25 protein-coding genes and 1 tRNA gene are annotated in these 23,197 nt (G+C 70.2%); 14 read left to right on the forward strand and 12 right to left on the reverse strand.

Annotation, left to right across the window (positions count from 1 at the left end; all coding sequences use genetic code 11):
* Positions 1-133 precede the first annotated feature (133 nt).
* Positions 134-463, forward strand: a complete 330-nt coding sequence (locus HNQ70_RS12000) for a GYD domain-containing protein (protein WP_183967775.1) — start codon at positions 134-136, stop codon at positions 461-463.
* A gap of 15 nt (positions 464-478) precedes the next feature.
* Here the strand turns inward: HNQ70_RS12000 and HNQ70_RS12005 are convergent, their stop codons facing one another.
* On the reverse strand, positions 479-1,114 hold the full coding sequence (locus HNQ70_RS12005) for a metallophosphoesterase family protein (RefSeq protein ID WP_246434915.1): 636 nt from the start codon (positions 1,112-1,114) through the stop codon (positions 479-481).
* 3 nt (positions 1,115-1,117) lie between these two features.
* Here HNQ70_RS12005 and HNQ70_RS12010 point away from each other — a divergent pair, with 3 nt between their 5' ends.
* On the forward strand, positions 1,118-1,906 hold the full coding sequence (locus tag HNQ70_RS12010; protein WP_183967777.1) for a competence/damage-inducible protein A: 789 nt from the start codon (positions 1,118-1,120) through the stop codon (positions 1,904-1,906).
* 130 nt (positions 1,907-2,036) lie between these two features.
* Here HNQ70_RS12010 and HNQ70_RS12015 read toward each other — a convergent pair whose 3' ends face one another.
* On the reverse strand, positions 2,037-2,585 hold the full coding sequence (locus HNQ70_RS12015; RefSeq protein WP_183967779.1) for a phasin family protein: 549 nt from the start codon (positions 2,583-2,585) through the stop codon (positions 2,037-2,039).
* A gap of 276 nt (positions 2,586-2,861) precedes the next feature.
* Here HNQ70_RS12015 and HNQ70_RS12020 point away from each other — a divergent pair, with 276 nt between their 5' ends.
* Together HNQ70_RS12020 and HNQ70_RS12025 are read left to right on the forward strand one after the other, a co-directional pair.
* On the forward strand, positions 2,862-3,563 hold the full coding sequence (locus HNQ70_RS12020) for a nitroreductase (protein WP_343060760.1): 702 nt from the start codon (positions 2,862-2,864) through the stop codon (positions 3,561-3,563).
* Positions 3,564-4,121: 558 nt separating this feature from the next.
* Entirely contained in the window at positions 4,122-4,991 is an 870-nt protein-coding gene (locus HNQ70_RS12025; protein ID WP_343060761.1) for a serine hydrolase, read from the forward strand.
* Positions 4,992-5,003: 12 nt separating this feature from the next.
* Here the strand turns inward: HNQ70_RS12025 and HNQ70_RS12030 are convergent, their stop codons facing one another.
* Complete coding sequence (locus HNQ70_RS12030) at positions 5,004-5,795, reverse strand: IclR family transcriptional regulator (protein ID WP_183967790.1); 792 nt, start codon at positions 5,793-5,795, stop codon at positions 5,004-5,006.
* 211 nt (positions 5,796-6,006) lie between these two features.
* On the opposite strand from HNQ70_RS12030, the gene HNQ70_RS12035 reads away from it, so the two are divergent.
* Both HNQ70_RS12035 and HNQ70_RS12040 read left to right on the forward strand, forming a co-directional pair.
* Positions 6,007-6,732: a heterodisulfide reductase-related iron-sulfur binding cluster gene (locus HNQ70_RS12035; protein WP_183967792.1), complete on the forward strand. Its 726-nt coding sequence runs from the start codon at positions 6,007-6,009 to the stop codon at positions 6,730-6,732.
* A complete protein-coding gene (locus HNQ70_RS12040) occupies positions 6,732-8,150 on the forward strand; it encodes a LutB/LldF family L-lactate oxidation iron-sulfur protein (protein WP_183967794.1) in 1,419 nt (472 codons plus the stop codon). The genes HNQ70_RS12035 and HNQ70_RS12040 overlap by 1 nt, the downstream gene beginning before the upstream one ends.
* A gap of 57 nt (positions 8,151-8,207) precedes the next feature.
* Here HNQ70_RS12040 and HNQ70_RS12045 read toward each other — a convergent pair whose 3' ends face one another.
* The 3 genes from HNQ70_RS12045 to HNQ70_RS12055 are packed head-to-tail and all read right to left on the reverse strand — an operon-like array spanning position 8,208 to position 11,920.
* On the reverse strand, positions 8,208-9,353 hold the full coding sequence (locus tag HNQ70_RS12045; RefSeq protein WP_183967796.1) for an NAD(P)/FAD-dependent oxidoreductase: 1,146 nt from the start codon (positions 9,351-9,353) through the stop codon (positions 8,208-8,210).
* Positions 9,354-9,411: 58 nt separating this feature from the next.
* Complete coding sequence (locus tag HNQ70_RS12050) at positions 9,412-10,338, reverse strand: delta(1)-pyrroline-2-carboxylate reductase family protein (RefSeq protein ID WP_183968032.1); 927 nt, start codon at positions 10,336-10,338, stop codon at positions 9,412-9,414.
* A 16-nt stretch (positions 10,339-10,354) separates the two neighbouring features.
* Positions 10,355-11,920, reverse strand: coding sequence for a B12-binding domain-containing radical SAM protein (locus HNQ70_RS12055; protein ID WP_183967798.1), 1,566 nt, complete (start codon positions 11,918-11,920; stop codon positions 10,355-10,357).
* A 44-nt stretch (positions 11,921-11,964) separates the two neighbouring features.
* Between HNQ70_RS12055 and nthA the strand changes: the two genes are divergently transcribed.
* From nthA to HNQ70_RS12070, 3 genes are read left to right on the forward strand one after another with little or no spacing between them, the layout of a single operon-like run.
* Complete coding sequence (gene nthA / locus HNQ70_RS12060) at positions 11,965-12,606, forward strand: nitrile hydratase subunit alpha (protein WP_183967800.1); 642 nt, start codon at positions 11,965-11,967, stop codon at positions 12,604-12,606.
* Positions 12,603-13,265 carry a nitrile hydratase subunit beta gene (nthB, locus tag HNQ70_RS12065; protein ID WP_183967802.1) on the forward strand — a complete coding sequence of 221 codons (663 nt, stop codon included), beginning with the start codon at positions 12,603-12,605 and terminating at the stop codon, positions 13,263-13,265. The genes nthA and nthB overlap by 4 nt, the downstream gene beginning before the upstream one ends.
* A complete protein-coding gene (locus HNQ70_RS12070) occupies positions 13,262-13,681 on the forward strand; it encodes a nitrile hydratase accessory protein (protein ID WP_183967804.1) in 420 nt (139 codons plus the stop codon). The genes nthB and HNQ70_RS12070 overlap by 4 nt, the downstream gene beginning before the upstream one ends.
* A 55-nt stretch (positions 13,682-13,736) precedes the next feature.
* Here the strand turns inward: HNQ70_RS12070 and HNQ70_RS12075 are convergent, their stop codons facing one another.
* The 6 genes from HNQ70_RS12075 to HNQ70_RS12100 all read right to left on the reverse strand — a co-directional run bounded on the left by HNQ70_RS12075 (position 13,737) and on the right by HNQ70_RS12100 (position 17,849).
* Complete coding sequence (locus tag HNQ70_RS12075) at positions 13,737-14,204, reverse strand: copper chaperone PCu(A)C (RefSeq protein ID WP_221302772.1); 468 nt, start codon at positions 14,202-14,204, stop codon at positions 13,737-13,739.
* Positions 14,205-14,306: 102 nt separating this feature from the next.
* A complete protein-coding gene (locus HNQ70_RS12080; protein WP_183967809.1) occupies positions 14,307-14,678 on the reverse strand; it encodes a DUF2946 family protein in 372 nt (123 codons plus the stop codon).
* A 50-nt stretch (positions 14,679-14,728) separates the two neighbouring features.
* Positions 14,729-15,793, reverse strand: a complete 1,065-nt coding sequence (locus HNQ70_RS12085; RefSeq protein ID WP_183967811.1) for a quinone-dependent dihydroorotate dehydrogenase — start codon at positions 15,791-15,793, stop codon at positions 14,729-14,731.
* Entirely contained in the window at positions 15,790-16,575 is a 786-nt protein-coding gene (locus tag HNQ70_RS12090; protein WP_183967813.1) for an arginyltransferase, read from the reverse strand. The genes HNQ70_RS12085 and HNQ70_RS12090 overlap by 4 nt, the downstream gene beginning before the upstream one ends.
* On the reverse strand, positions 16,572-17,231 hold the full coding sequence (aat, locus tag HNQ70_RS12095; protein WP_246434916.1) for a leucyl/phenylalanyl-tRNA--protein transferase: 660 nt from the start codon (positions 17,229-17,231) through the stop codon (positions 16,572-16,574). Before aat ends, HNQ70_RS12090 begins: the two co-directional genes overlap by 4 nt.
* Positions 17,232-17,300: 69 nt before the next feature.
* Complete coding sequence (locus tag HNQ70_RS12100; protein ID WP_183967817.1) at positions 17,301-17,849, reverse strand: NUDIX hydrolase; 549 nt, start codon at positions 17,847-17,849, stop codon at positions 17,301-17,303.
* A 201-nt stretch (positions 17,850-18,050) separates the two neighbouring features.
* On the opposite strand from HNQ70_RS12100, the gene HNQ70_RS12105 reads away from it, so the two are divergent.
* The 5 genes from HNQ70_RS12105 (at position 18,051) to nusA (ending at position 23,175) form a co-directional block, all read left to right on the forward strand.
* Positions 18,051-18,127, forward strand: a tRNA-Met gene (locus tag HNQ70_RS12105).
* A 262-nt stretch (positions 18,128-18,389) separates the two neighbouring features.
* Positions 18,390-19,100 (forward strand): SMC-Scp complex subunit ScpB, encoded by a 711-nt coding sequence (scpB, locus tag HNQ70_RS12110; protein WP_183967819.1) that lies wholly within the window; start codon positions 18,390-18,392, stop codon positions 19,098-19,100.
* A 557-nt stretch (positions 19,101-19,657) separates the two neighbouring features.
* Positions 19,658-20,968: a 23S rRNA pseudouridine(2605) synthase RluB gene (gene rluB / locus HNQ70_RS12115; protein ID WP_183967821.1), complete on the forward strand. Its 1,311-nt coding sequence runs from the start codon at positions 19,658-19,660 to the stop codon at positions 20,966-20,968.
* Between the two features lie 123 nt (positions 20,969-21,091).
* Positions 21,092-21,676, forward strand: coding sequence for a ribosome maturation factor RimP (rimP, locus tag HNQ70_RS20225; RefSeq protein ID WP_183967823.1), 585 nt, complete (start codon positions 21,092-21,094; stop codon positions 21,674-21,676).
* Between the two features lie 11 nt (positions 21,677-21,687).
* Positions 21,688-23,175, forward strand: a complete 1,488-nt coding sequence (gene nusA / locus HNQ70_RS12125; protein ID WP_183967825.1) for a transcription termination factor NusA — start codon at positions 21,688-21,690, stop codon at positions 23,173-23,175.
* Positions 23,176-23,197 lie beyond the last annotated feature (22 nt).

The following is a 23,197-nucleotide window of genomic DNA, read 5'->3' on the forward strand; positions in this document are numbered from 1 at the left end:
ATCATGCTGATCGGTCCGGGGCGGACCTTGCGTTCCGGACGATGACGGCCCTTCGGGCTCGTTTGCCGCGCGATCGCATCGCCCGACCCTCGCGCCCGCCGGGCCGCCCCAACCCGGCAAGAGGAGGAAAGGCATGGCTCTCTATCTGACCCGCGCGCGCTACAGCCCGGAGGGGTACAGGGGAATGATCGCCAAACCCGAGAACCGGGAGGCGATCGCCAGGACGCTGTTCGAGGCGTCGGGCATGAAGCTGCAGCACATCTGGTACTCGGCGACGACCTACGAGATCATCGTGATCGGCGAAGGCGAGGCGGTGGGCGGCGCCACTGCCGCGATGGTGGTGCTCGCCAGCGGCGGGTTCACCGACGTCCAGTCGATCGAATTGCTGAGCATGCAGCAGCAGTTCGAGGCAATGAAGGCCGGCGCTGCCGTCGCGGCGAAGTTCCGTCCGCCCGGCAAGTGAGGCCGGGGCCGGGCGTCACGCCCGGCCCGACGCCAACCACGTGGCCCAATCTTCCCGGCCGTTGCGCGAGGCCTGCCGACTCACCGCGTCCAGGTCGAACGCGACCGCCACGATCGCGGCACCTACCCGGCCGAGCAGCAGGTCGACCAGCGCATAGCGCGCGTGCGGGCTGCCGTTCTCGTGCCGCTGGAAGCCGCCCGTCATGTCGGTGTAGGCGGGCAGGCCGACGCTGCCTGCGTTCACCACCGTGCGCCCGTCGGGCAGCGCCAGCACGCGCCGCACGTGGGTATGGCCGCACAACACCAGCCGGGCGTCGATGCCGTCGAGCGCTGCGAGGATCGCCTGCGGCGCGCGCAGCTGCGCGTAGCCGGTGGACGGATCCTCGAGCAGGTAGGTGTCGTCGTCGTCCGGCGTGGCGTGGAACAGCAGCACGCCCGGCGCGGCCTCCAGCGTCAGCGGCCAGAGCGGGCCGGAAATGGCGTCGCCCAGCTGCACCATGAGATCTGCGCCGCGGCCTGCGATGTCGGCAAGCACCGCCTCGAGCGCCGGAAGGTTTCCGAGGATGTCGCTAATCGCCGCGATCCGCATGTCGGTTGGAACGGTCCGGGCCGCGCCGGCTAAACTCGCGTCGTCACGGTCGAACGGATGCATTCGATGAACTTCGGGCTGATCATCATAGGCGACGAGATCCTCTCGGGAAAGCGCAGGGACGCGCACTTTCCCAAGGTCGTCGAGCTGCTGTCGGCGCGCGGGCTGCAACTCGCCTGGGCGCGCTATCTGGGCGACGACCGCGCGAGGATCGCCGCCGCCCTCGCGGACAGCTTCGCCAGCGACGCCGCCGCCGTGTTCTGCTGCGGCGGGATCGGCGCCACGCCCGACGACCACACCCGCCAGGCGGCGGGGATGGCGCTCGACCTGCCGCTGGCGCTGCATCCCGAGGCGGCTCGGCTGATCTCGGAGCGGGTCGCGCAGACCGCGCGCGAGAATGGTGCGAGCGCGGACATGGACCTGCCGGAGAACCGGCTGCGCCTGCGGATGGGCGAGTTCCCGGCCGGCAGCGAGATCCTCCCGAATCCGTACAACCGGATTCCGGGATTTTCGATCCGGAACCACTTCTTCGTGCCCGGCTTCCCGGTGATGGCCTGGCCGATGATCGAATCGGTTCTGGATGGCCGTTTCGCGCACCTGCACCACCTGGAGCCGCGCGGCGAGCGTTCGCTGCTGCTGTTCGGCGTGGCGGAGGCGTCGGCGACGCCGCTGATGGAGGCGGTGGAGCAGGAGTTCCCCGGCATCCGGGTGTTCAGCCTGCCGACCGTCGGCGGCAAGGGCGTGGCGCGGCACATCGAGCTTGGCGTCAAGGGGCCGCTCGCGCTGCTCGAGGGAGCCTGGGCGCGGCTCGAGGCCGGCGCGCGTGCGCTCGGCGGGGAAGTGCGGCCCATCTGAGCGGGGGGCGATCCCGCGCCGCCGCTGCGGCGCCAGACGACAAAAGGCCCGGTTCTTGCGAACCGGGCCCAAGCGCACCGCATCGAGGACGAGGAGGCGCCAGGCGGCGCCCGATCAGCCTCGAAGGCGGTCAGGCAGCCTTCTTGGGGGCAGCCGGACGAGCCACGGAAACGGACTTGGTGGCGTTGGCGATGTTCTGCTCGGCCATCTCGACGGCCTGCTTGGCGGCCTTGTTCACCTGGTCGTAGGCGTTGTTCGCAGCGCTGACCGCGGACTTCACCAGGGTGACCACGCCTTCCGAGCCGGCCGGGGCGTTGCGCGTCATTTCTTCGACGGCGGCGCCGAACTGCTTGTTGCCCTCGGCGATCTGCTTCTCGAAGATCTTCGCGATCTCGGTGCCGGTCTCGGCGCCGATCTGGTACACGTCGCGGGCATACGCGCCAAACTTGTCGGCGGCGGGCTGCAGGTTGGTGCTGGCCAGGTCGCCGAGCGAACGCGCGTCCTTGATGTTCAGCGCCGATTTCATGTGCTCGCTGGACTCCGCCACCGAGGCCTTGAAGGCCTGGATGTTCAGGTCGGCCAGCTTCTCGAAGCCTTCGACCGATTTCAGCGCCATCGCCTGGAAGGCTTCCAGCGCGGATTTCTGAATTTCAACGAACTGTTCGGGGGTATTGACCATGACTCGCCTCTGTTTGATTGAATCGTGATTCGGATGGATTCGTGGTGCCGTCGCAGGGCGGGCAACTGAATTTGATGCACCGCACAAAACGCATTCTAGGTTCGATCGGACCGATGTCAAGCTAAAGTTTTGTGCAGTGCAATATCCTGCATATCGGGCCGGAAGCCGGCGTGTCGCCGAGGCCGGATGCCTTATCTTTCGTCTTCTGCCAGAGCCGATCCGGGCGCGCGCCGCTTCTGCCGTCTTCAACCCTCCAGAACCCATCGAGAGAACCCAGTGGACTATCCGCACAGCCATCGCTTCGTTGACGAGGCCATCCTCACGCGCCGCTCGGTGCGCGCCTTCCTGCCCACCCCGGTCTCCAGGGAGGTCGTCGAGGACATCCTCGAGGTGGCCCGCCGGGCGCCTTCCGGCACCAATATTCAGCCCTGGAACGAGGTGCACGTCCTGACGGGCGTAGCGAAGGCCGAGCTCAGCCGCCGGATCCTGGAGGTTTTCAACGACCCCGAGGCCTTGAAGGATCACAGCGAGTCCTATCCCTACTATCCGGCTGAATGGGTGGCGCCCTACGTCGACCGTCGCCGCAAGATCGGCTGGGACATGTACGGGCTGCTCGGCATCGGCAAGGGAGACCGCGAACGGATGCAGGAGCAGACCGCGCGCAACTTCATGTTCTTCGACGCCCCGGTCGGCTTCATGTTCACGATCGACAGCGCGATGCGCACCGGCAGCTATCTCGACTACGGGATGTTCCTGCAGAACATCATGATCGCTGCCCGTGCCCGTGGGCTGGACACCTGCCCGCAGCAGGCCTTTTCGCGCTTCCACCGGGTCATTGCCGAGGTGCTCGAGCTGCCGCCGACCCAGACCGTGGTCTGTGGGATGGCGCTCGGCCACGCCGATCCCGACGCGCCGATCAACCGGCTCGTCACGGAGCGCGAGCCGGTGGCCTCGTTTACCCGCTTCCACGGGTTCTGATCAGGCAGCACCTGAAGAAATCGCGCCAAGCCTCTATTTCATCAGGATTTTCTTGCTAAACTGATTTCTCGGGGCGATGGTCGCCCCGGTTGCCGTGCGACTGACCCCCGTGTCTCCGGGTGCTCGCCGGCCGGATCGCGAGGCGAGGAGAAGGGTGTGCGCAAACGGACGTGGATGCTGGCGGTGCTGGCAGCGATCTCCCTGGCAGGAGCCCCCCCGGCGGCCGAGGCCAAGCAGGCTGCCTCAAGCTCCAAGCAGCGCACCTCCAAGGCTCCGGTAGCGAAGGCCACGATAGCGAAGGCGCCGGCTGCCAGGACTGCGGCCGCCAGGAAGGCTGGCCTCGCCAAGCAGCCGACGGCCCGGGCGCAGCGTGCACAATCGGCGCGTGTCGCGACGCAAGCCCAGCGCGGCCAGCCGGCTCGCGCGACCAAGACCGTTGCAGCGCGGCAACGGGGCGATCGGGTCGCAGGGCCGGCAGTTCGGGTCACCCTGAGGAACCAGGCGCGTGGCAAGGCGCAACTTGCCTCCGCCCGCGGCAGTTCGGCCAGGGCGAGCGCAGTGCGGGTGACCGCGGCGCCGCGCGACTTCACCCCCGCGCGTGTTTCAATCGGACAGGCGATCGGCCTGCACGCCACCGACGATCCGCTCGACCTGCGTTCGTCCGTCGCCCTGGTGGTCGACCAGCGCACCGGCGCGCCCCTCTTCTCCAAGAACGCGCAGGCGGTGCTTCCGATCGCCTCGATCACCAAGCTGATGACCGCGCTGGTGGTCATCGATTCCGGCGCGCCGATGGGCGAGACCCTCGAAATCACTGCCGCGGACATCGATACCGAGAAGAATTCCGGCTCGCGCCTGCCGCCCGGAACCCGCCTGAGTCGCGGCGAAATGCTGCAGCTGGCGCTGATGTCCTCCGAGAACCGCGCGGCGAACGCGCTGGGGCGTAACCATCCCGGCGGGCTGCGGGCGTTCGTCGACGCAATGAACACCAAGGCGCGTGCCCTCGGCATGCCCGACACGCATTTCGTCGAGCCCACCGGCCTGTCCAGCAGCAACGTTTCCAATGCGCGCGACCTCTCGCGCATGGTGCGCGAGGCGCTCGAGTATCCGCTGGTGCGTCAGTTCTCCACGGCCCCCGGGCTCACGGTGGACACCGGCTACCGGATGGTCAGCTACCGCAACACCAACCGGCTGATCTCCAGCCCCACCTGGGACATCGGCCTGCAGAAGACCGGCTACATCTCCGAGGCCGGCAGCTGCCTGGTGATGCAGGTGAGCCTCGATGGTCAGGCAGTGGTCATGGTACTGCTCGACGCGACCGGCCCCAGCTCCCGGTTCGGCGACGCGCAGCGCCTGCGCGAGTGGCTCGAACACGGCGGCGCCAGGGCGGCCCCGATGCGCACCGTGGCGGCGCCTTCCTTCGGCTCCTGAGCCGCGGGCGGGTCAGGAGGCGGAGGCTTCGAAGCCCAGGGCGGCGGAGATCTCCGCGGCGGTACGGCACAGCTGGTCGATCCAGTCGTCCTGCACGAAATCGGCTGGCGCCGAGATCGAAAGCCCAGCGACCAGGCTTCCTGAGTCGTCGCGGATTCCGGCCGCGATGCAGCGCACCCCGGGCTCGAGTTCCTCGTTGTCCCGCGCATAGCCTCGCGCCCGCACGAGCGCCAGTTCGCGCTCCAGCCGGGCCGGCTCGGTGATGCTGTTGCGCGTATTGCCCGCCAGCCCGGTCCGGGTGGCATAGGCGCGCGCGGCCCGCAGGTCGTCCTCGGCCAGGAAGAGCTTGCCGACGGAGGTCAGGTGCAGCGGGGCGCGGCCGCCCACTGCCCGCACCACCTGCATGCCGGATCGCTCGGAAACCGCGCGCTCGACGTAGACGATCTCGTCGCCCTGGCGGATCGACAGGTTGACCGGCTGGCCGGTCGCGCGGTGCAGCTCGCGCATCGGTCCCATCGCGGCGTCCCGAACGTTGAGGCGGGCCTTCACCAGGTTGCCGAGCTCGAGGAGCCGCATGCCGAGCTGGTAGGTGCCGGCTTCCGGCCGGTCAACGAAGCGGGCGGTGACCAGGTCGTTGAGGATGCGGTGCGCAGTCGACGGATGCAGGCCGGTGCGCGCCGACAGCTCCTTCAGGCTCACCGCGTCGGGCTGCGCGGCGAGCGCGTCGAGCAGCGACACCATGCGCTGGATCACCTGGATCGCGGTCTTGCCTTCTTCGGCTGCGGGGCGGCTGGGACGGGACATGCGCGTAGCCCTTGCGAAGGCGCCGGCCCGCGGGCGCCGGCCTGGCGTGAGCGAAATTCTATACCGCAAGGTGGAATGCGCCGATTCCAGAGGCCGGTCGCAGTCGCCGCCGAACGGGCCCCGGGCATTTGACCCGCGGGGCGGCAGGCTCTATCGTCGGTCGACGCCCCGCCCGAGCGCGGCGCGCGAACCGCCACCAACCGGAGCCTGCGTGCGAATCGGATTCTTCATCACCTGCCTGGTCGACCTGATGCGGCCCGAGATCGGCCTGTCCGCGGTCAGGCTCCTGGAGTCGGCCGGCTGTACGGTCGAGGTGCCGATGGCGCAGACCTGCTGCGGCCAGCCCGGCTACAACGCTGGCGACACCGGCGCGGCACGGCGGCTCGCGCGCCGGTTTCTCGAGGACTTCGAGGGCTTCGACCACGTGGTGGTGCCGTCCGGCTCCTGCGCGGCGATGATCCGCTGCCACTACCCCGAGCTGTTCCGCGACGAGCCCGATCTTCGCAGCCGCGTGCAGGCGCTGGCCGACCGGACCTGGGAGCTCACCGCATTCCTGCACGACGTGCTGCGCATCGAGCGGCTGCCCGGCAGCTTCGAGGGCGAGCTCACCTATCACGACAGCTGCAGCGGCCTGCGCGAGCTGGGCGTTCAGGGCCAGCCGCGAGCGCTGCTCGCGCTGCATCCGGACGTCCGGCTCACCGAGATGCGCGATTCCCGCGCCTGCTGCGGCTTCGGCGGAACCTTTTCGGTCAAGTACGGGGACATTTCCGCGGCAATCGCCGACGCCAAGCTCGACGACGTCCAGGCCAGCGGCGCCCGCTGCCTGGTGCTGGGCGATCTCGGCTGCATGCTGCATCTGGAGGGCCGGCTGCGCAGGCGCGGCGACACGACCACCCGGGTGCTGCACGTCGCGCAGGTGCTGGCCGGAGACGCCTGATGCAGGTCACTTCGATGCACTTCAAGGCGCGCGCCGGGCAGAAGCTCGCCGACCTGCGCCTCCAGGAGAACCTGAAGAAGCTCTCGACCAAGTGGGTGGCCGGGCGCGCCCAGGCCATCCTGGAGCTCGACGACTTCGAGGCGGCGCGCAACGACGCGGTGGCGCGGCGCAACCGCGCGCTCGCCGAGCTCGACGTCTGGCTCGAGCGCTTCGAGCAGGAGGCGACGCGCCGCGGCGCCGTCGTGCTGTACGCCGAGACACCGGAGGAGGCATCGCAGCTCGTCGTCGAGATCGCCAGGCGCCACGGCGTGCGCAAGGTCACCAAGTCGAAGTCGATGGTCTCGGAGGAGATGGCGCTGAACCGGGCGCTGGAGGCCGCGGGCATCCAGCCGGTGGAGACCGATCTGGGCGAGTACATCCTCCAGATCAACGACAACGAGCCGCCGTCGCACATCGTCGCGCCGGTGGTTCACAAGAGCAAGGACGAAGTCTCGGACCTGTTCGCCCGGGTGCATGGCCGCCCCCGGCTGACCGACATTCCCGCGATGACCCGCGAGGCGAGGGAGTTCCTGCGCCCGCACTTCCTGTCCTCCGACATGGGGGTGTCGGGCGGAAACTTCCTGATCGCCGAGACGGGCTCGGTTGCGCTGTTCACCAACGAAGGCAACGAGGGAATGTGCACCATCGTTCCGCCGGTGCACGTCGCGGTCACCGGCATCGAGAAGGTGTTGCCCACGCTCGACGACCTCGCCGCCATCGCGCGCCTGCTGCCGCGCTCGGCCACCGGGCAGTCGATCTCGAACTACTTCTCCATCCTCACCGGAACGCGCGCTGCGGGCGAGCCGGACGGCCCCGAGCACATGTACTTCGTGCTGGTCGATGGTGGACGCTCCGCGCTGCTCGGCGGCGAATTCCAGGACATGCTGCGCTGCATCCGCTGCGGCGCCTGCATGAACCACTGCCCGGTCTACCAGAAGATCGGCGGGCATGCCTATGGCTGGGTGTATCCGGGGCCGATGGGCTCGGTGCTCACGCCCTCGTACGTCGGCCTCGAGAAGGCGCTCGACCTGCCGCAGGCGTCGACGCTGTGCGGGGAGTGCCACGTGGTCTGCCCGATGAAGATTCCGCTGCCGGATCTCCTGCGCAAGCTGCGCGAGAAGCAGCTGAACCGGGGGCTGCGCCCCTGGGGCGAGCGCGTGGCGATGGCGGCGTGGAGTTTCGCGGCCAGCCGTCCGGGGCTCTATCGGCCGATGGTGCGGCTGGCCTCGCGCCTGCTGCGGCTGGCCGGCGGCAAGGACGCGCGCATCGGGGCCCTGCCGCTGGTGGGCGGCTGGACCGCGCAGCGGGACCTGCCCGTTCCGCGCGGCCCGACCTTCAAGGAGCAGTGGGCGCGCCGTCGCCCGGACGGTCGGGGCTAGCGGGGCCGGGGCCGGCGGGCGCGGCTCAGCGGGCTCGGGCTCCGGACGACCAGGCGCTCAGACGACCAGGCGCTCGCCGCCGCCCGTTGCACCGGGCGCGCTGAAGCGACCGATCCTGAGCGCCTCGATGTCGATGAAGCTGGGCTCCCCTAGTGCCTCCTGTGCGATCAGCCGCCCGACCGCCGCCGCGTGCTGCACCCCATGGCCGGAGAATCCGCAGGCATCGATCCATCCTTCGGCGCCCGGGCGTCGGCCGAGCACCGGATTGTGGTCTGGCGTGTTTTCGTAGTATCCCCACCAGCAGGCCCGGCGATCCACCGCCAGCTCCGCGAACCATTCGAAACGCTCGCTGCCGGCCGTCCACGTCGGTTCCAGCCATTCCCAGTCGATCCCCTCGGAAAAGCCGGTGTCGGCGGGATTGGCCAGACCGAAAATCAGCCGGTCCCGCTCCGAGCGGAACCAGAAGCCGCTGCCGAGGTCCACGGTCAGCGGGCAGGGCAGCGCCATGCCGAAGCCGTCCGGCAGCGGAGCGCTGGTCCAGACCATCCGCCGCGCCGGACCGACCGGAAGGTCCAGCCCCGCCAGGGCAGCGACGCCGCCAGCCCAGGCGCCCGCGGCGTTCACCAGCAGGGGGGCGCGGAAGCGGCCGCTGCGGCCTTCCACCTGCCAGCGGCTGCCGTCATGGCCGATGCCGACCGCTTCGCAGGAGAAGGCGAACGACGCGCCCAGCGCCCTGGCCCGCGCCGCGTAGGTCATGCAGATGCCGTGCGGATCGACGACTCCGTCGATCGGGCAGAAGGTGGCGCCGCGCAGGCCCTCGGTCGTGGCTGGCACCAGTCCGGCGGCCTCGGCGGGCGACAGGGTCCGCACCGGGATCCCATGCATGCGCTGCAGGGCGGCGGCGCGCTCGTGCGCGTCCCACTGCGCCTGCGGCACCAGGAACAGGTAGCCGGTCGGACGGTAGTCCGACTCGGGCATCGTGCGGTACTCGGCGATGCTCGCCATCGAGAGCAGGATATTGGCCTCCTCGGAGAACTGATGGCGCACGCCCGCCGCGCTGCGCCCGGTGGAGCCGGCGGCGGGCACCGCTTCCCGCTCGAGCACCTGCACCCGCAGGCCGCGTTCGGCCAGGCGCCAGGCGCAGGCCGCACCGACGATGCCCGCGCCAAGCACGATCACGTCCGCGTCAGTCGCGACGCTCATCGGGCAGGCTCCCGGCCAGTGTCCTTGCCGAGGCAGGGCGTTGCAGCGGCGAGGAGCCTCATTGCCGCGCCTCCAGGGCCAGCCGGGCCGCAGCCAGATCCCACAGCGCCTGGCCCACGCTCTTGAAGACGACCGGTCCGTGCGCGGGCGGGGCCGCGGCGCCAGCAACGACGTCCTCGAGTGCGGTGACCCGCGCCCAGTCCAGTCCGGCCTGCAGGATGTCGCCCGCCTCGTGGCGCGCGCCTGCCGGGTCGTCGACGTAGACCCGGGCCCTGTGCAGCAGGGCCGCCGGCAGCTCGCACATCTCGGGGCGGTAGGCGCCCACCGCCGCCACGAAGGCATCGTCCCGGACTCCGTCGCCGATCACCGGCGCGGTGCTCGTGGTCGCGGTCACCACCACGCCCGCCTGCGCGAGAGCGTCGTCGGCGCCGGCCACCGCGCGTGCGTCGATTCCGAGGCTGCGCCCGTGCAGCGCGAGCGCCTCGGCGCTCGCCCGGGTGCGCGAGGCGATGAATGCCTGGCGAGTCCCCATCACCGACGCGAAGGCTTCGAGGTGGGCGCGGCCCTGGATGCCGGCGCCGACGATCAGCAGCGGCCCGCGCGCCCGGGGCGCCAGCCTGCGTGCCGCCAGCACGGACAGTGCTGCGGTGCGTCGCGCCGTCAGCGCGGGTCCGTCCAGGATCAGGAGCCGCTGGCCGGTGTCGGCGCGCATCAGCAGCAGCTCGCCCAGCAGCGTCGGCAGCCCGCGCGCCGGGTTGCCCGGATGCACCGTGACCAGCTTGGTCGATGCGTACTCCCCGTCGCTGGCCGGCATTGCGAGCAGCATGCCGCCCGGCAGCGGGAGGGCGAGGCGCTCTGGGGCCAGGGTGCTGCCGGCAGCCTTGCGCTCCAGCATCGCCTCGAGCGCGTCGACCAGGCGGGACCAGGGGAGGGCGGCGACGGTGGCGCCCGCATCGAGGATCGGGAGCGCCGCCGCGCGCGTCATGGCCATCGCCTTCTGGTCAGGCAAGGTGACGCGCCTGGCGCTTTGGCGTCGCGGCCGTCGCGCCCGGGGCAGCAGCGGCAGTGCCAGTGCCAGTGCCAGTGGCGGCGGCATTCCGCCCGGCGCCAGCAGCCGCGCGCGCGAGGAAGGACGGACGCCCGCGGGCGCCGCTGCCGGCGTAGTCCGCGAGCAGGGCTTCGTCGACCACAGCGCCAGTTCCGGCCTGGTCGAGCAACCATTCGCGCACCAGTTCGAACTGCCGTTCGGCCGACAGCCGGGAGGTGGCGTCGGTGCGCGCATAGAGCCAGTCGGCGAGCGCCATGAAGCGGCGGAACGGCGCATCGCCCAGCAGCAGGGGCAGCGTGCGCGGGAAGCGCCCCGAATTGCCGACCAGGTCCCAGTAGCGCGCGAACCGCGCGATCCGCTGCATGTCGGCGAAGGCGATCCGGTCGGTGGCCAGCACGTTGTAGGGCGGCTCGGGACTGAAGACCAGCCCGAAGGCCTCGGTATGACGGGCGATCGGCGCGCCGCGCAGCCGCTTGAGGATCCCGACCTGGATCTCGTGGGGCGCGAGCGCCACCAGCCGGTCGAAGCCTGCGCCGAAGCTGTCGAGGTCCTCGCCGGGCAGGCCTGCGATCAGGTCCACGTGGGTATGCGCATGCGTGTTGCACGCCAGCCATTCCAGGTTCGCGGCCGCCTTCGCGTCGTCCTGGCGGCGGCTGATCAGCGCCTGTACCGCGGGGTTCCAGGTCTGGATGCCGATTTCCAGCTGCAGCGTGCCGGGCGGAAAGCGCCGGATCGCCTCGCGCAGCCGCTCCGGCAGGTGGTCGGGGACGAGCTCGAAGTGTGCGAAGACCGGATCGTCCGGCCGCTCCTCGAGCCGCTCGAGGAAGAACTCCAGGATCGCAAGGCTGGTCGACACTTTCAGGTTGAAGGTGCGGTCGACAAACTTGAAGCGGCGCGCGCCGCGCGCATGCAGGTCGCGCAGCGCGTCGAGGATCGCGTCCAGCGGGAAGGGCTCCGCGGTGCGGTCCAGCGCCGACAGACAGAACTCGCAGCGGAACGGGCAGCCCCGGGAAGCCTCGACGTAGAGGAAGCGATGGCGCAGGTCTTCGTCGCCGTAGAGCGGGTACGGAAGCGCCAGCGAAGCGGGGGCGGGCGCACCGCCGGAGATCACCCGCGCCGCTGGCGGCTGGCCCGCGAGCACCTCTTCGCAGAGCTGCCGGAAGGCATGCTCACCGGGTCCCGTGACCACGTGGTCTGCCAGCGCGCAGATGCGCTGTCCCTCGTGCTCATGGCTGACCTCGGGCCCGCCCAGGATCACCGTGACCCCGGGAGCCACCGCGCGCAGCTGCGCGACCAGGCGGGTGCTCTCGACCACGTTCCAGATGTAGACCCCGATCCCGACGATGCGCGGGCCTCGCTCCAGCACCCGCTCGAGCATGTCTTCGGTGCGCGCGCCCGACACGAATTCGAGGATCGAAGCGCGCTGCGCCAGCCCGCCCAGGTTCGCGTGCAGGCAGCGCAGCCCGAGCGAGGCGTGCTGGTAGCGGGCGTTGATCGTGACGAGAAGGATGTCGCTCATGGGTGTGCTCGCGCGGGGAGCGCGCATCCGGCAGAATCATACGCATGGACTCTTCATCCCACGCGCATCCGGGTTCGGAACTCACCGAGATGGAATTGCGCGTGCGCGCGCTCGAGACGCTGCTCGTCGAGAAGGGCTACGTCGATCCCGCCGCGCTCGACGCCCTCGTCGAAACCTACGAGCACCGGGTCGGCCCCCGCAACGGCGCGCGGGTCGTGGCCCGCGCATGGGCCGACCCCGCTTTCCGCGAGTGGCTGCTGCGCGACGCCACCGCAGCCATCGGCGCCGACGAAACCTTCGGCTTCCGCGGCCGGCAGGGCGAGCACCTGGTGGCGCTGGAGAACACTCCATGCGTGCACAACGTGGTGGTCTGCACGCTCTGCTCCTGCTATCCGTGGCCTGTGCTCGGGCTGCCGCCGGTCTGGTACAAGTCGGCGCCCTATCGTTCGCGGGCAGTGATCGATCCCCGCGGCGTGCTGGCGGAGTTCGGCGTCACGCTGCCCGCGGATACCGAGATCCGCGTCTGGGATTCCACTGCCGAGATCCGTTACATGGTGGTTCCGATGCGCCCCGCAGGCACCGACGGCTGGACCGAGGAGCGGCTCGCAGCCCTCGTCACGCGCGACTCCATGATCGGCACCGGGCTGGCGCGCCCGCCGGCCGGGTTCGAGGAGGGCGGGAGATGAACGGCGCACAGGATCTCGGCGGCATGATGGGCTTCGGGCCGATTGATCCAGAGGCGGACGAGCCGCCGTTCCACGCCGACTGGGAGCGGCGCGCCTTCGCGGTGACGCTCGCGATGGGCTTCACCGGACGATGGAACATCGACATGGCGCGCCAGGCGCGCGAGCGACTGGATCCGGCCCGCTACCTGTCGAGCAGCTACTACGAGATCTGGCTGGAAGGGCTGGTGCGGCTGATGCTCGAGCGCGGGCTGGTGACGCGCGAGGAACTCGCGGCGGGCCGCAGCCTGGCGCCGGCGCTCGAGGGCGTCGCGGCGCTGCCGGCCGCCGGCGTTGCCGCGGCGCTCGGGCGCGGCGGCCCGACGAAGCGCGCCGCGACCTCCCCGGCGCGCTTCGCCCCGGGGGATGCGGTGCGCACCAGGGTCATTCATCCGCAGCACCACACGCGGCTGCCCCGCTACCTCAGAGGCAAGGCGGGCCGAATCGTTGCGGTGCACGGCGTGCACGTCTTCCCGGACAGCAGCGCGCAGGGCGCGGGCGAATCCCCGCAGTGGCTCTATTGCGTCCGTTTCGAGGCGGACGAGCTCTGGGGGCCGGACACCACGGCGTCGAGCATCTGCGCCGACTGCTGGGAGTCCTACCTGGAGACTCCAGGCCCATGACCGAGCCATTGGTACAGCACCTGCCGCTGCCTCCCGGCAGCGACTGCGGCTCGGGGGAGCCGGTTTTCGCCGAACCCTGGCAGGCGCAGGTCTTCGCGATGACGGTCGCGCTGCACGAGCGCGGGTACTTCGACTGGACCGAATGGGCGAGCCACCTGGCGCAGGCGATCCGCGATGCCCAGGCGCAGGGCGACCCCGACGACGGCAGCACCTATTACCGGCACTGGCTGGTGGCACTCGAGCGCCTGCTGGTCGGCAAGGGACTGGCGCAGCCGCTGGCGCTCACGGCCCTGCGCCAGGCCTGGCGGGTGGCCGCCGAGGCCACGCCCCACGGCCGGCCGGTGCAGCTGGGGCCAGGCGCCCGGGCAATCCTCGCGGGCCGATCCGAAGGCATGCCCGGGCGCAATCGCCGCTGAAGCGATTGCGCCCGAGCTACGGGCTACGGGCTGCGTCGCGGGACGCCTGGCAGCGTCAGTGCTTGCGCATCATGTGGCCGCCCGCCGGGGCCGCCAGCGCCTTCACCGGTGCCTGCACCACCAGCGTCGACCGCTTGCCGTCCTTGTCCTCCACGGTCAGCGTCAGCGGAACCATGTCGCCTTCCTGGAGCGGCTTCTTCAGGTCCATCAGCATCACGTGATAGCCGCCGGGTTTGAGTTCCACCGTGCTGCCCGCAGGCAGGTCCAGCCCGGTGAGGGCGCGCATGCGCATCACGTCGCCCTCCATGCGCATCTCGTGGAGCTCCACCACGCCCGCCACCGGCGAGGCGGCGGAGACGAGGCGCGCAGCGGTCGCCGACTGGAGCAGCATGAACGCGCCGCTGGCCTTCTGCTGGGCGACGGTGCCGCGCACCCAGGGGTCCTTGACGGTGACCTGGGCGAAAGCGGCGGACGAGACGGCGAGTGCGGCGGCAAGCGCCAGGGTGCGGATGTTCGATTTCATGTTCATGTTCCCGGATGGGCAGGTCTTCGCGCGGCAAGCGCGCCGCGCGGCAGGAATCGGAGCCCTGTGCGGCTCCCTGCAGGAGGTTTCAGGCCGGAGGGTTCAGGCCGGCCGCGGCGGGCCGCGCGCGGGCAGCGGCGGCCAGGCGCTCTTGGACAGTACCCCAGGCTCGGGCCGAAGCGAGATCTGCAGCAGCGCGCGCGTTTCGGGCGGCCCGAGTCGTTGGCCATGAGTGTCGGGCAGCGCGGCGGGTCCGGTCTGGCAGTAGGCGCAGGCCGGTCCGCCCTGATGCGTGCCTGGCGGCGGCGCATCGTCGACCGGCCCCGGGAGCCCGCCCGCGCTGCAGACCGCGAGCGAGAGCGCCTGGTCCAGGCCCACGGTGCGCGCCTGCCCCGCCAGCGGGGCGAGCAGGCTGGAGACGAGGGCCAGCAGCGCCAGCCAGGCGCCGGGCCGCAGGGCGTTTCCGCGGAACATGAGTCGATTCTAGCCGGCGCGGCGCGGGATGCCGTTCCTCAGGGCCTGGCTTACGCCTGGCCCGGGAGATGGGCTGCGCGCGCCTGCTGCGCGGCCTCCCTGCGCAGCGCCAGCGCGCACTCGCGCACCAGCGCCGGCCCGCGGTAGACGAGACCGGTATAGACCTGGACCAGGGTGGCCCCGGCTCGCACCTTGGCCACCGCGTCCTGGCCCGACATCACGCCGCCGACGCCGATGATCGGGAAGCCGGGCGGTAGCAGCGCGCGCAGTGCCTGGATCACGTTGTTGGACGCCTCGAAGACCGGCGCCCCGGACAGCCCGCCCGCCTCCTCGGCATGCGGCAAGCCGGCCACCGCCTCGCGCGAGATCGTGGTGTTGGTGGCGATCACCGCGTCGATCGAGTGCCTTGCCAGTCTGTTGGCGATTTCCTCCACCTGGGCGTGGTCCAGGTCGGGTGCGATCTTCAGCGCCATCGGGACGTAGCGGCGGTGCTGGTCGGCCAGCCGCAGCTGGCGTTCCTTGAGCGCCGCAAGCATCCCGTCGAGCTCGTCGCCGCCCTGCAGCTGGCGCAGGTTCTTGGTGTTCGGCGAGGAGACGTTCACCGTCACGTAGCTGGCCAGCGGGTAGACGCGCTCCAGGCAGGCGAGGTAGTCGTCGGTTGCGTGCTCGATGGGTGTGGCGGCGTTCTTGCCGATGTTCAGGCCGAGCACGCAGGACGAGCGGGCGCGCCGCACGTTCGCGACGAAGGCCTCGACGCCTTCGTTGTTGAAACCCATCCGGTTGATCAGCGCCTGGCGCTGCGGCAACCGGAACATCCTGGGGCGCGGATTGCCGGGCTGCGGCTTCGGCGTGACCGTCCCGACCTCGACGAAGCCGAAGCCCATCGCGTCGAAGGCATCGACGTGCGCGCCGTTCTTGTCGAGGCCGGCTGCTAGGCCGACGCGGTTGCGAAAGCGCAGGCCCATCACCTCGACCGGATCGTCGACTGCCGGGCCGGCCACCAGCGAAATCGCCCCGCAGTCGGCCGCCCGGTCAATGGCGCCGAGCGTGAATTCGTGCGCCCGTTCCGGGTCCATTGCGAACAGCGCCGGGCGCGCCAGGAAATAGAGGCTCATGTCGGGTTCATGCCCGGCGCCGCGGCGTCCCGGGCTGGGGAAGGGGTGGGGTCGGGCTCCTGCATCCGCTCCCAGACGCCGGCGCGCAGCTGCTCGACCGGGCGGAAGCGGGCCTTGTAGGCCATCTTCGGGCTCTCGGCAATCCAGTAGCCGAGGTAGAGCCACGGCAGCTCCAGCCGCCGGCTCTGCTCGATCTGCCAGAGGATGTTGTAGGTGCCGTAGCTGGCCCCGGGCACATCGGGGTCGTAGAAGGTGTAGACCGAGGACAGCCCGTCGTCGAGCAGGTCCACGATCGAGACCATCCTCAGCGTGCCGTCCGCCTCGCGGAACTCCACCAGCCGCGTGTTGACCTTGCTCTGCAGCAGGAACTGCGCGTACTGCTCGCGGCTGTCGTGGTCCATGCCGCCGCCCGAATGCCGGGCGGCCTGGTAGCGAAGGTAGAGCCCGTAGTGCTCGCGGGAGAACGTGGCGCGCGCGACCAGCACGCGCAGACCCTGGTGGGCTTTCCAGGCCCGGCGCTGACTGCGCGTCGGGCTGAACTCACGCACCGGCACGCGCACCGGCACGCAGGCGCGGCAGCCGTCGCAGTGAGGCCTGTAGGTGAAGACCCCGCTGCGGCGGAAACCGGCGCGAACCAGTTCCGCATAGACGTCGGCGTTGATCAGGTGGTTGGGCGTTGCCACCTGCGAGCGCGCCTGCCGGCCGGGGAGGTAGCTGCAGGGGTAGGGGGCCGTCGCGTAGAACTGCAGCGTGGAGAACGGCAGTTCGTTCAGGTGGCTCATGCGTCTGGAACTTCGGGTGACATGCCTGACCAGTCGGGCGCGGGCAGCGCGCTGAACTCGGCCACCAGCCGGAGGAAGGCCGCGCGGCCGATCTCTCGGGCGCCGAAGGAGGCCAGGTGACCGGTGTTCTGCTGGCAGTCTATCACGGTGAAACCGGCCTTCCGGAGGGTCGCCGCGAGGGAGACCAGCGCGTACTTCGATGCCTCGGGAACCTTCGAGAACATCGATTCACCGAAGAACATCCGGCCGATCGACACGCCATAGAGCCCGCCCAGGAGCGTGTCGCCCTCCCAGACCTCGACCGAGTGCGCGTGGCCCGAGCGATGCAGCTCCGAATAGGCGGCGACGATGTCCGCGGTGATCCAGGTGCCGGGCTGGCCGTCGCGGGGCGCTGCGCACTCGCGCATCACCCGCTCGAAGCAGCGGTCCAGCGTCAGCCGCCAGCGCCGCTCCCTGGCGATCCGCCTGAGCACCTTGGCGAAGGACCGCGTGATGCGAAGTTCGTCCAGGTGCAGCACCATCCGCGGGTCAGGCGACCACCACAGCACGGGCTGGCCTTCCTCGTACCAGGGGAAAATGCCCTGGCGGTAGGCCTCCAGGAGGCGGCGGGCATCGAGATCGCGTCCAGCGGCGAGCAGCCCGTTCGGCTCGCGCATCGCACGATCCGCCGGGGGAAGGGGCTGGCCGGGTTCAACCCAGGCGAGGCGCATTCCCGGACGTCGACCTCAGCCCGGCGGGCGGGGCTGGTAGCGGATGGTTTCGGTGTGGAGCCGGTAGCCGCCTGCGCGTCGGTCCTCGAAGAACCAGCGCAGGGTCTGCGAAACGGTGCGGAAGGCGAGCGAGTCCCAGGGGATCTCGTCCTCCGTGAACAGCCTTGCCTCCAGGCTTTCGGGGCCGGGGTCGAGTTCCGGACCGAGCATGGTGGCGTGGAAGAACATGTGGATCTGCTCGATCTGCGGCACGTCGAGAATCGAGAACGGTGCACCGAGCTCGATCCGGGCGCCGGCCTCTTCGAGCGTTTCGCGGGCAGCGCCTTCGCCGGTGCTCTCGCCGTTCTCCATGAACCCGGCGGGCAGCGTCCAGTATCCATAGCGCGGCTCGATTGCCCGGCGACACAGCAGCACCCGGTCCTCCCAGACTGGAATCGTGCCGAGCACCATCTTGGGGTTCTGATAGTGGATCGCGCTGCAGGAAGGGCAGCAGTGGCGAAGCCGGTTGTCGCCAGGCGGGATGGCTTGCTCGACCTCGTGGCCGCAGGATGGGCAGAATCTCATGCGTCGTTCTGGGCGGGCCGCCGACCGCCTGCTTCGGCCGGCCCGTTTCGTGCCGAATCGGGAGTGAATCGCAGTGTATAGCAGGCCGCACCGCCGCGGCAGCGCGGGCGGGCGGGGCGCCGGAGCCGTTGCGTTCCAGGGGGTGCGAAAACAGGGCGCTTGCATTCCACTGAATACCTTGCTATAGTTCGGTTCTCCAGACGCGGGGTGGAGCAGTCTGGCAGCTCGTCGGGCTCATAACCCGAAGGTCGCAGGTTCAAATCCTGCCCCCGCAACCAAATTCCTGTAGTGCAGCCTGGTGCAGTCAAAGGCGCGGCAACAAATGCCCGCGCCGGCCTTGCGGCTTCGGTGCCGCAACTGACTGCAACCCCCGGCCCGGCAATTCCGGGCCTGCCCCCTGAGGACCACGAGTCTTCCCGAGGCATCAGGCGGGACAGGCGCCGCGCCGGTTCGGCGCGGCTCGTGCGCAGCAGTACCAGCTCCCCTGGCGGGAATGCTCAATCGAACATCTGAAGCAATGCTCCGGTCGGGCGCACGCGGATGAACACCGCGCAGGCAAGAATCGTCATCGAAGCGGCGCTGCTCTCTGCCGCTCAGCCGCTATCCATGGCCGACCTCCGGCGTCTGTTCGACGACGCGATCGATCCGGCCGCGATGCGTGAGCTGCTCGCCGGACTTCGCTCCGACTGGACCGACCGCGGCGTGCGCCTCGTTGAACTGGCCGGCGGCTGGCGCTTCCAGACCGCGCCTGAAGTCGCGCAGTTCCTGGCACGCCTGCACCCCGAGAAACCTCCCCGTTATTCGCGCGCCGTGCTCGAGACGCTCGCCATCGTTGCGTACCGGCAGCCGGTGACCCGCGGAGACATCGAGGAGATCCGAGGTGTCACCGTGTCCTCGCAGGTGGTCCGCACGCTCGAGGAGCGCGGCTGGATCGAGGTGATCGGCCACAAGGAGGTGGTCGGTCGCCCGGAGTTGCTGGCGACCACCCGCCAGTTTCTTGACGATCTCGGGCTTCGCTCGCTCGACGAACTCCCGGAACTGACCGATCCCTCCGCGGCCGTGCCGTCCGGTGCGCTGGTCGAAGCCCTGGCTGCAGTGGCTGGCGCGAAGCCGTACGCGGGCGGCGAAACGGGCGCGAGTTCGCCCCCCGAAATGCCGGATCCCGAAGTTCTCGCGCTCGCGCCGGAGCCTGGGGAACTGAACGACAACGCAGTCGAGCCCGTGCCCGCTGCAGAAGGAAACGCACCTTGAACGACGATACCCGTACGCCATCCGCCCCCGACGCCGGCGCGAATTCCGGACCGAATGCCGGTCCCGAGCAGGGCGGGCGCCCTCCGCGCTCCGGCTCCGGTCGCAGGCGAGGCCCCAAGGGCGGCTCCCGGCGGCGCGGCAAACCGGTCCAGCCTCGTGATGAGCAGGCCGTCCACGAGGGCGGGCAGCACATCGAGGCCTCGGCCAGTGCGCCGCGCGCCGCAGACGCGTCGGAGGCGCCGCAGCGCGGCGACCGAGGGCAGGGCGGAGCGCGGGCCGGCGGCCAGAGGCCCGGACGAGGATCGGGGCAGGGGCAGGGCCGGCGCCAGGGGCAGGGCCCGCTCCAGGGCCAGGGTGAAGGTCAAGGTCAAGGTCAAGGTCCGGCGCAGGGTCAAGGCGGGGGGCAGGGTCAAGGATCCGGCCAGGGCCAGGGGCCAACGCGCGGGCCGAGACGCCGCGGGCCGCGCCAGCCCGAGGCCGATCCGATTCCTTTCTACGCCGAGAATGCGGTCGTCGGACTGGGGGCGGGACGAAACGGCGGCAAGGCTGGCCGTGCAGTGGCGCTCGCGGCGATCGACGACGAGTCCCTGCCGAAGCTGCACAAGGTGCTGGCCGACGCCGGAATCGGCTCCCGTCGCGACATGGAGGAATACATCGTCGCGGGGCGGGTCTCGGTCAATGGCCAGCCAGCGCACGTCGGGCAGCGCATCGGCATCAACGACCAGGTCCGCGTCAACGGGCGGCTGCTGGTGCGCAAGCCGGACCAGGATGCGCCGAGGGTGCTGCTCTATCACAAGCCTTCGGGGGAGATCACCAGCCGGGACGACCCCGGCCAGCGCGCCACCGTCTTTGAGCGCCTGCCGCGCCTGAGGGGCGCCCGCTGGGTGTCCGTCGGCCGCCTCGACTTCAACACCGAAGGCCTGCTGGTCTTCACCACCTCCGGCGACCTCGCCAACCGGCTCATGCACCCGCGGTACGGCTGGGAGCGCGAGTATGCGGTCCGCGTGCTCGGCAGGATCGACGAGGAGGCGCGCGAGAAGCTGCTCGCGGGCATCCAGCTCGAGGACGGGCCCGCTTCCTTCACCACCCTGGAAGACGTCGGCGGCGACGGCGCGAATCGCTGGTATCGCGTGGTGATCGCCGAGGGGCGCAACCGCGAGGTGCGTCGAATGCTGGAGTCCGTCGGGCTGACGGTCAGCCGACTGGTGCGCGTCCGCTTCGGTCCCGTGGCGCTCCCGCGCGACCTGCCGCGCGGGCGCTGGATCGAGCTCGCCGACGGCGAACTGCTCGCGCTGATGCAGGCGGCCCGCGAGGCCTCCAAGGCAGCCGGCGGCGATGCCGGCGCCCAGGATTCGTCCGACCAGGAGGACGCCCGTGGCGCTGACGGCTCGCCGGACGACGACGACTTCGAGTTCGAGGACGATACGCAGGCTGCCATGCTCGGCCCGGCCCTTCCTGATCCCGAGGAGGCCTTCGACCCCAGGCTCGAAGACGAAGAATGGCAGCCCAATTCCGAGAATGCCCATCACGAGGGCATCACGCGGCTGGTTCGTAAAGGCGACCCGGGTGCCGCGAAGCCCGTTGGGCGGACAGGCGCCCGGCGCGGCGGGCCGCGCGGGCCCGCCGCGTTCGGGCTGCCGCCTCCGGCGGGTGGTTTCCGCGCCGGCGGTGGGCAGGGCGGGCCTGCGGGCGCGCCGGGCGGCGGCCGTCCGGGCGGGAATCGGCCGGGCGGCAAGCGTGGCGGAAGCAGCCGCGCCGCCGGACCGGGAGGCGGCGGTCGCGGACCGGGGGCCGGCGCGGGCGGTGGCGCAGGCAAGCCGCAGGGGGCTGCGCGCGGCCGTGGACGCAAGCGCTCGCCAAACGGCTGACAACACGCTATAATCGTCGGATTCCAAGCGCCCGTTCAGCGATTACTGCCGGGCGTGCTCAAGAAGAATGGGCTGGCACAGCCCATTTTTCATTTGTGCGCGCCCTGGCCTGAACGGGCCTTCATGTCTAAAGGGCGCGTTCATTTGGAAGCACTGCAGGATATCGTCGAGCGAACCGTCGCAGCGATGGGTTACGAGCTCGTGGAGCTCGAGCTCGGCCAGCAAGGACTGTTGCGCGTTTTCATCGATGCGCCGGCAGGAATCCGGGTCGAGGACTGCGAGCGAGTGAGCCACCAGCTCTCGCATGTGCTCATGGTCGATGAGATCGACTACGAGCGGCTGGAGGTTTCTTCGCCAGGCCTGGACCGGCCGCTCAGGAAGCCGGCCGACTTTGTCCGCTTCGCGGGCGAGGAAGTCACGGTGCGGCTGAAGCGGCCCTTCGAGGGTCGCCGCAACTTCGAGGGAGTGCTGACCGTCGAGCCCGAAGGCCGCTTCGGCCTGGAGCTCGTCGTCGATGCCGTGCGCGCCAGCGTGCCTGGCAAGGGGCAGGCGGCCCGGCGCATCCCGAAGCTTCCGCCGCGCAAGCCGAAGGCAGCTGCAAGCCCCGCCGGAACGGGCGCAGCCGATGCGCCCGAAGCTACGCAGAAACTCGTGTTCGCGCTCGACGAGATCGATCGTGCGCGACTCGTACCGAAAGTGAAGTTCTAGGAGATCTGGCGATGAGCCGTGAAGTCCTCTTGCTGGTCGACGCGCTTGCGCGGGAAAAGAACGTGCCTCGCGAAGTGGTGTTCCAGGCGCTCGAGAGCGCGCTGGCGTCCGCGACCAAGAAGCTCTTCAAGGAAGAGGTCGACGCGCGCGTGTCGATCGATCGCATGAGCGGCGACTACGAGGCCTTTCGCCGCTGGCTGGTGGTGCCGGACGGCGAGCTCGAGGACCACGATCTGCAAATGATCCTGACCGAGGCGCAGAAGCAGGTGGCCGACGTTCAGGTGGGCGAATACATCGAGGAGGAGCTCGATGCGATCGAGCTCGGGCGCATCGGCGCCCAGGCCGCCAAGCAGGTGATCCTGCAGCGCATCCGCGATGCCGAGCGTGAGCAGATCATCACCGACTTCCTGCAGCGCGGCGAGTCGATCATGTCCGGCACCATCAAGCGGATGGACCGCGAGGGCGCCGTGGTCGAGTCCGGCAAGGTCGAGGCCAGGCTGCCGCGCGACCAGATGATCCCGAAGGAAAACCTGAGGGTGGGCGACCGCGTGCGCGCCTATGTCCTGCGCGTGAACCGCGAAGGGCGCGGGCCGCAGCTGATCCTCTCGCGCACGTCGCCGGACTTCATCCGGCACCTGTTCGCGATGGAGGTTCCGGAGATCGAGCAGGGTCTGCTCGACATCAAGGCCGCCGCCCGCGATCCCGGTGTGCGCGCCAAGATCGCCGTCTACACACAGGATCGCCGCATCGATCCCATCGGCACCTGCGTCGGCGTGCGCGGCTCGCGCGTGCAGGCGGTGACCGGCGAGCTCGGCGGCGAGCGGGTCGACATCGTGCTGTGGTCCGAGGACCCGGCGCAGTTCGTGATCGGCGCGCTGGCGCCGGCGAACGTCTCGTCGATCGTGGTCGACGAGGACAAGCATTGCATGGACGTGGTCGTCGACGAGGACAACCTCGCCCTGGCGATCGGCACCGGCGGGCGCAACGTACGGCTCGCCTCCGAGCTCACCGGCTGGCAGATCAACATCATGTCGGCTGCCGAGTCCCAGGAGAAGTCCGAGGGCGAGCGCGCGGCGATCCGCGACGTCTTCATGGGCCGGCTCGACGTGGACCAGGAGGTCGCCGACATCCTGATCGACGAGGGGTTCACGAGCATCGAGGAGGTGGCCTACGTGCCGATCAACGAGATGCTCGAGATCGAGTCCTTCGACGAGGACACGGTCAACGAGCTGCGCACCCGGGCGCGCAACGTGCTCCTCACCGAGGCGATCGCCACCGAGGAGAAGATCGAACAGACCGCCGAGGACCTGCTGTCGCTCGACGGCATGGACCGCGAGCTGGCGGCGAAGCTCGCCGACGCCGACGTGCACACGCGCGACGAGCTGGCCGAGCTGGCGGTCGACGAGCTCGTCGAGGCCACCGGCATCGACGAGGAGCGCGCCAAGGCGCTGATCCTGAAGGCGCGCGAGCATTGGTTCACCGCCGGCGAATCGGCTTGACGACGAGATACGGCGAGGTGAG

The sequence above is a fragment of the Quisquiliibacterium transsilvanicum genome (genome assembly GCF_014202215.1).
In the GTDB taxonomy this organism is placed as follows: Bacteria; Pseudomonadota; Gammaproteobacteria; order Burkholderiales; family Burkholderiaceae_E; genus Quisquiliibacterium; species Quisquiliibacterium transsilvanicum.

Coding starts and splice junctions, on each gene's coding strand:
- HNQ70_RS12090 (WP_183967813.1), bottom strand. CDS start 16,575: ATGAGCCACCTGAACGAACTGCCGTTCTCCACGCTGCAGTTCTACGCG.
- scpB (WP_183967819.1), top strand. CDS start 18,390: ATGAACACCGCGCAGGCAAGAATCGTCATCGAAGCGGCGCTGCTCTCT.
- HNQ70_RS12010 (WP_183967777.1), top strand. CDS start 1,118: ATGAACTTCGGGCTGATCATCATAGGCGACGAGATCCTCTCGGGAAAG.
- HNQ70_RS12050 (WP_183968032.1), bottom strand. CDS start 10,338: ATGACGCGCGCGGCGGCGCTCCCGATCCTCGATGCGGGCGCCACCGTC.
- HNQ70_RS12075 (WP_221302772.1), bottom strand. CDS start 14,204: ATGAAATCGAACATCCGCACCCTGGCGCTTGCCGCCGCACTCGCCGTC.
- HNQ70_RS12015 (WP_183967779.1), bottom strand. CDS start 2,585: ATGGTCAATACCCCCGAACAGTTCGTTGAAATTCAGAAATCCGCGCTG.
- HNQ70_RS12080 (WP_183967809.1), bottom strand. CDS start 14,678: ATGTTCCGCGGAAACGCCCTGCGGCCCGGCGCCTGGCTGGCGCTGCTG.
- HNQ70_RS12070 (WP_183967804.1), top strand. CDS start 13,262: ATGACCGAGCCATTGGTACAGCACCTGCCGCTGCCTCCCGGCAGCGAC.
- rimP (WP_183967823.1), top strand. CDS start 21,092: ATGTCTAAAGGGCGCGTTCATTTGGAAGCACTGCAGGATATCGTCGAG.
- HNQ70_RS12005 (WP_246434915.1), bottom strand. CDS start 1,114: ATGCATCCGTTCGACCGTGACGACGCGAGTTTAGCCGGCGCGGCCCGG.
- HNQ70_RS12045 (WP_183967796.1), bottom strand. CDS start 9,353: ATGAGCGTCGCGACTGACGCGGACGTGATCGTGCTTGGCGCGGGCATC.
- HNQ70_RS12040 (WP_183967794.1), top strand. CDS start 6,732: ATGCAGGTCACTTCGATGCACTTCAAGGCGCGCGCCGGGCAGAAGCTC.
- nusA (WP_183967825.1), top strand. CDS start 21,688: ATGAGCCGTGAAGTCCTCTTGCTGGTCGACGCGCTTGCGCGGGAAAAG.
- HNQ70_RS12000 (WP_183967775.1), top strand. CDS start 134: ATGGCTCTCTATCTGACCCGCGCGCGCTACAGCCCGGAGGGGTACAGG.
- aat (WP_246434916.1), bottom strand. CDS start 17,231: ATGCGCGAGCCGAACGGGCTGCTCGCCGCTGGACGCGATCTCGATGCC.
- nthA (WP_183967800.1), top strand. CDS start 11,965: ATGGACTCTTCATCCCACGCGCATCCGGGTTCGGAACTCACCGAGATG.
- nthB (WP_183967802.1), top strand. CDS start 12,603: ATGAACGGCGCACAGGATCTCGGCGGCATGATGGGCTTCGGGCCGATT.
- HNQ70_RS12030 (WP_183967790.1), bottom strand. CDS start 5,795: ATGTCCCGTCCCAGCCGCCCCGCAGCCGAAGAAGGCAAGACCGCGATC.
- HNQ70_RS12100 (WP_183967817.1), bottom strand. CDS start 17,849: ATGAGATTCTGCCCATCCTGCGGCCACGAGGTCGAGCAAGCCATCCCG.
- HNQ70_RS12085 (WP_183967811.1), bottom strand. CDS start 15,793: ATGAGCCTCTATTTCCTGGCGCGCCCGGCGCTGTTCGCAATGGACCCG.
- HNQ70_RS12055 (WP_183967798.1), bottom strand. CDS start 11,920: ATGAGCGACATCCTTCTCGTCACGATCAACGCCCGCTACCAGCACGCC.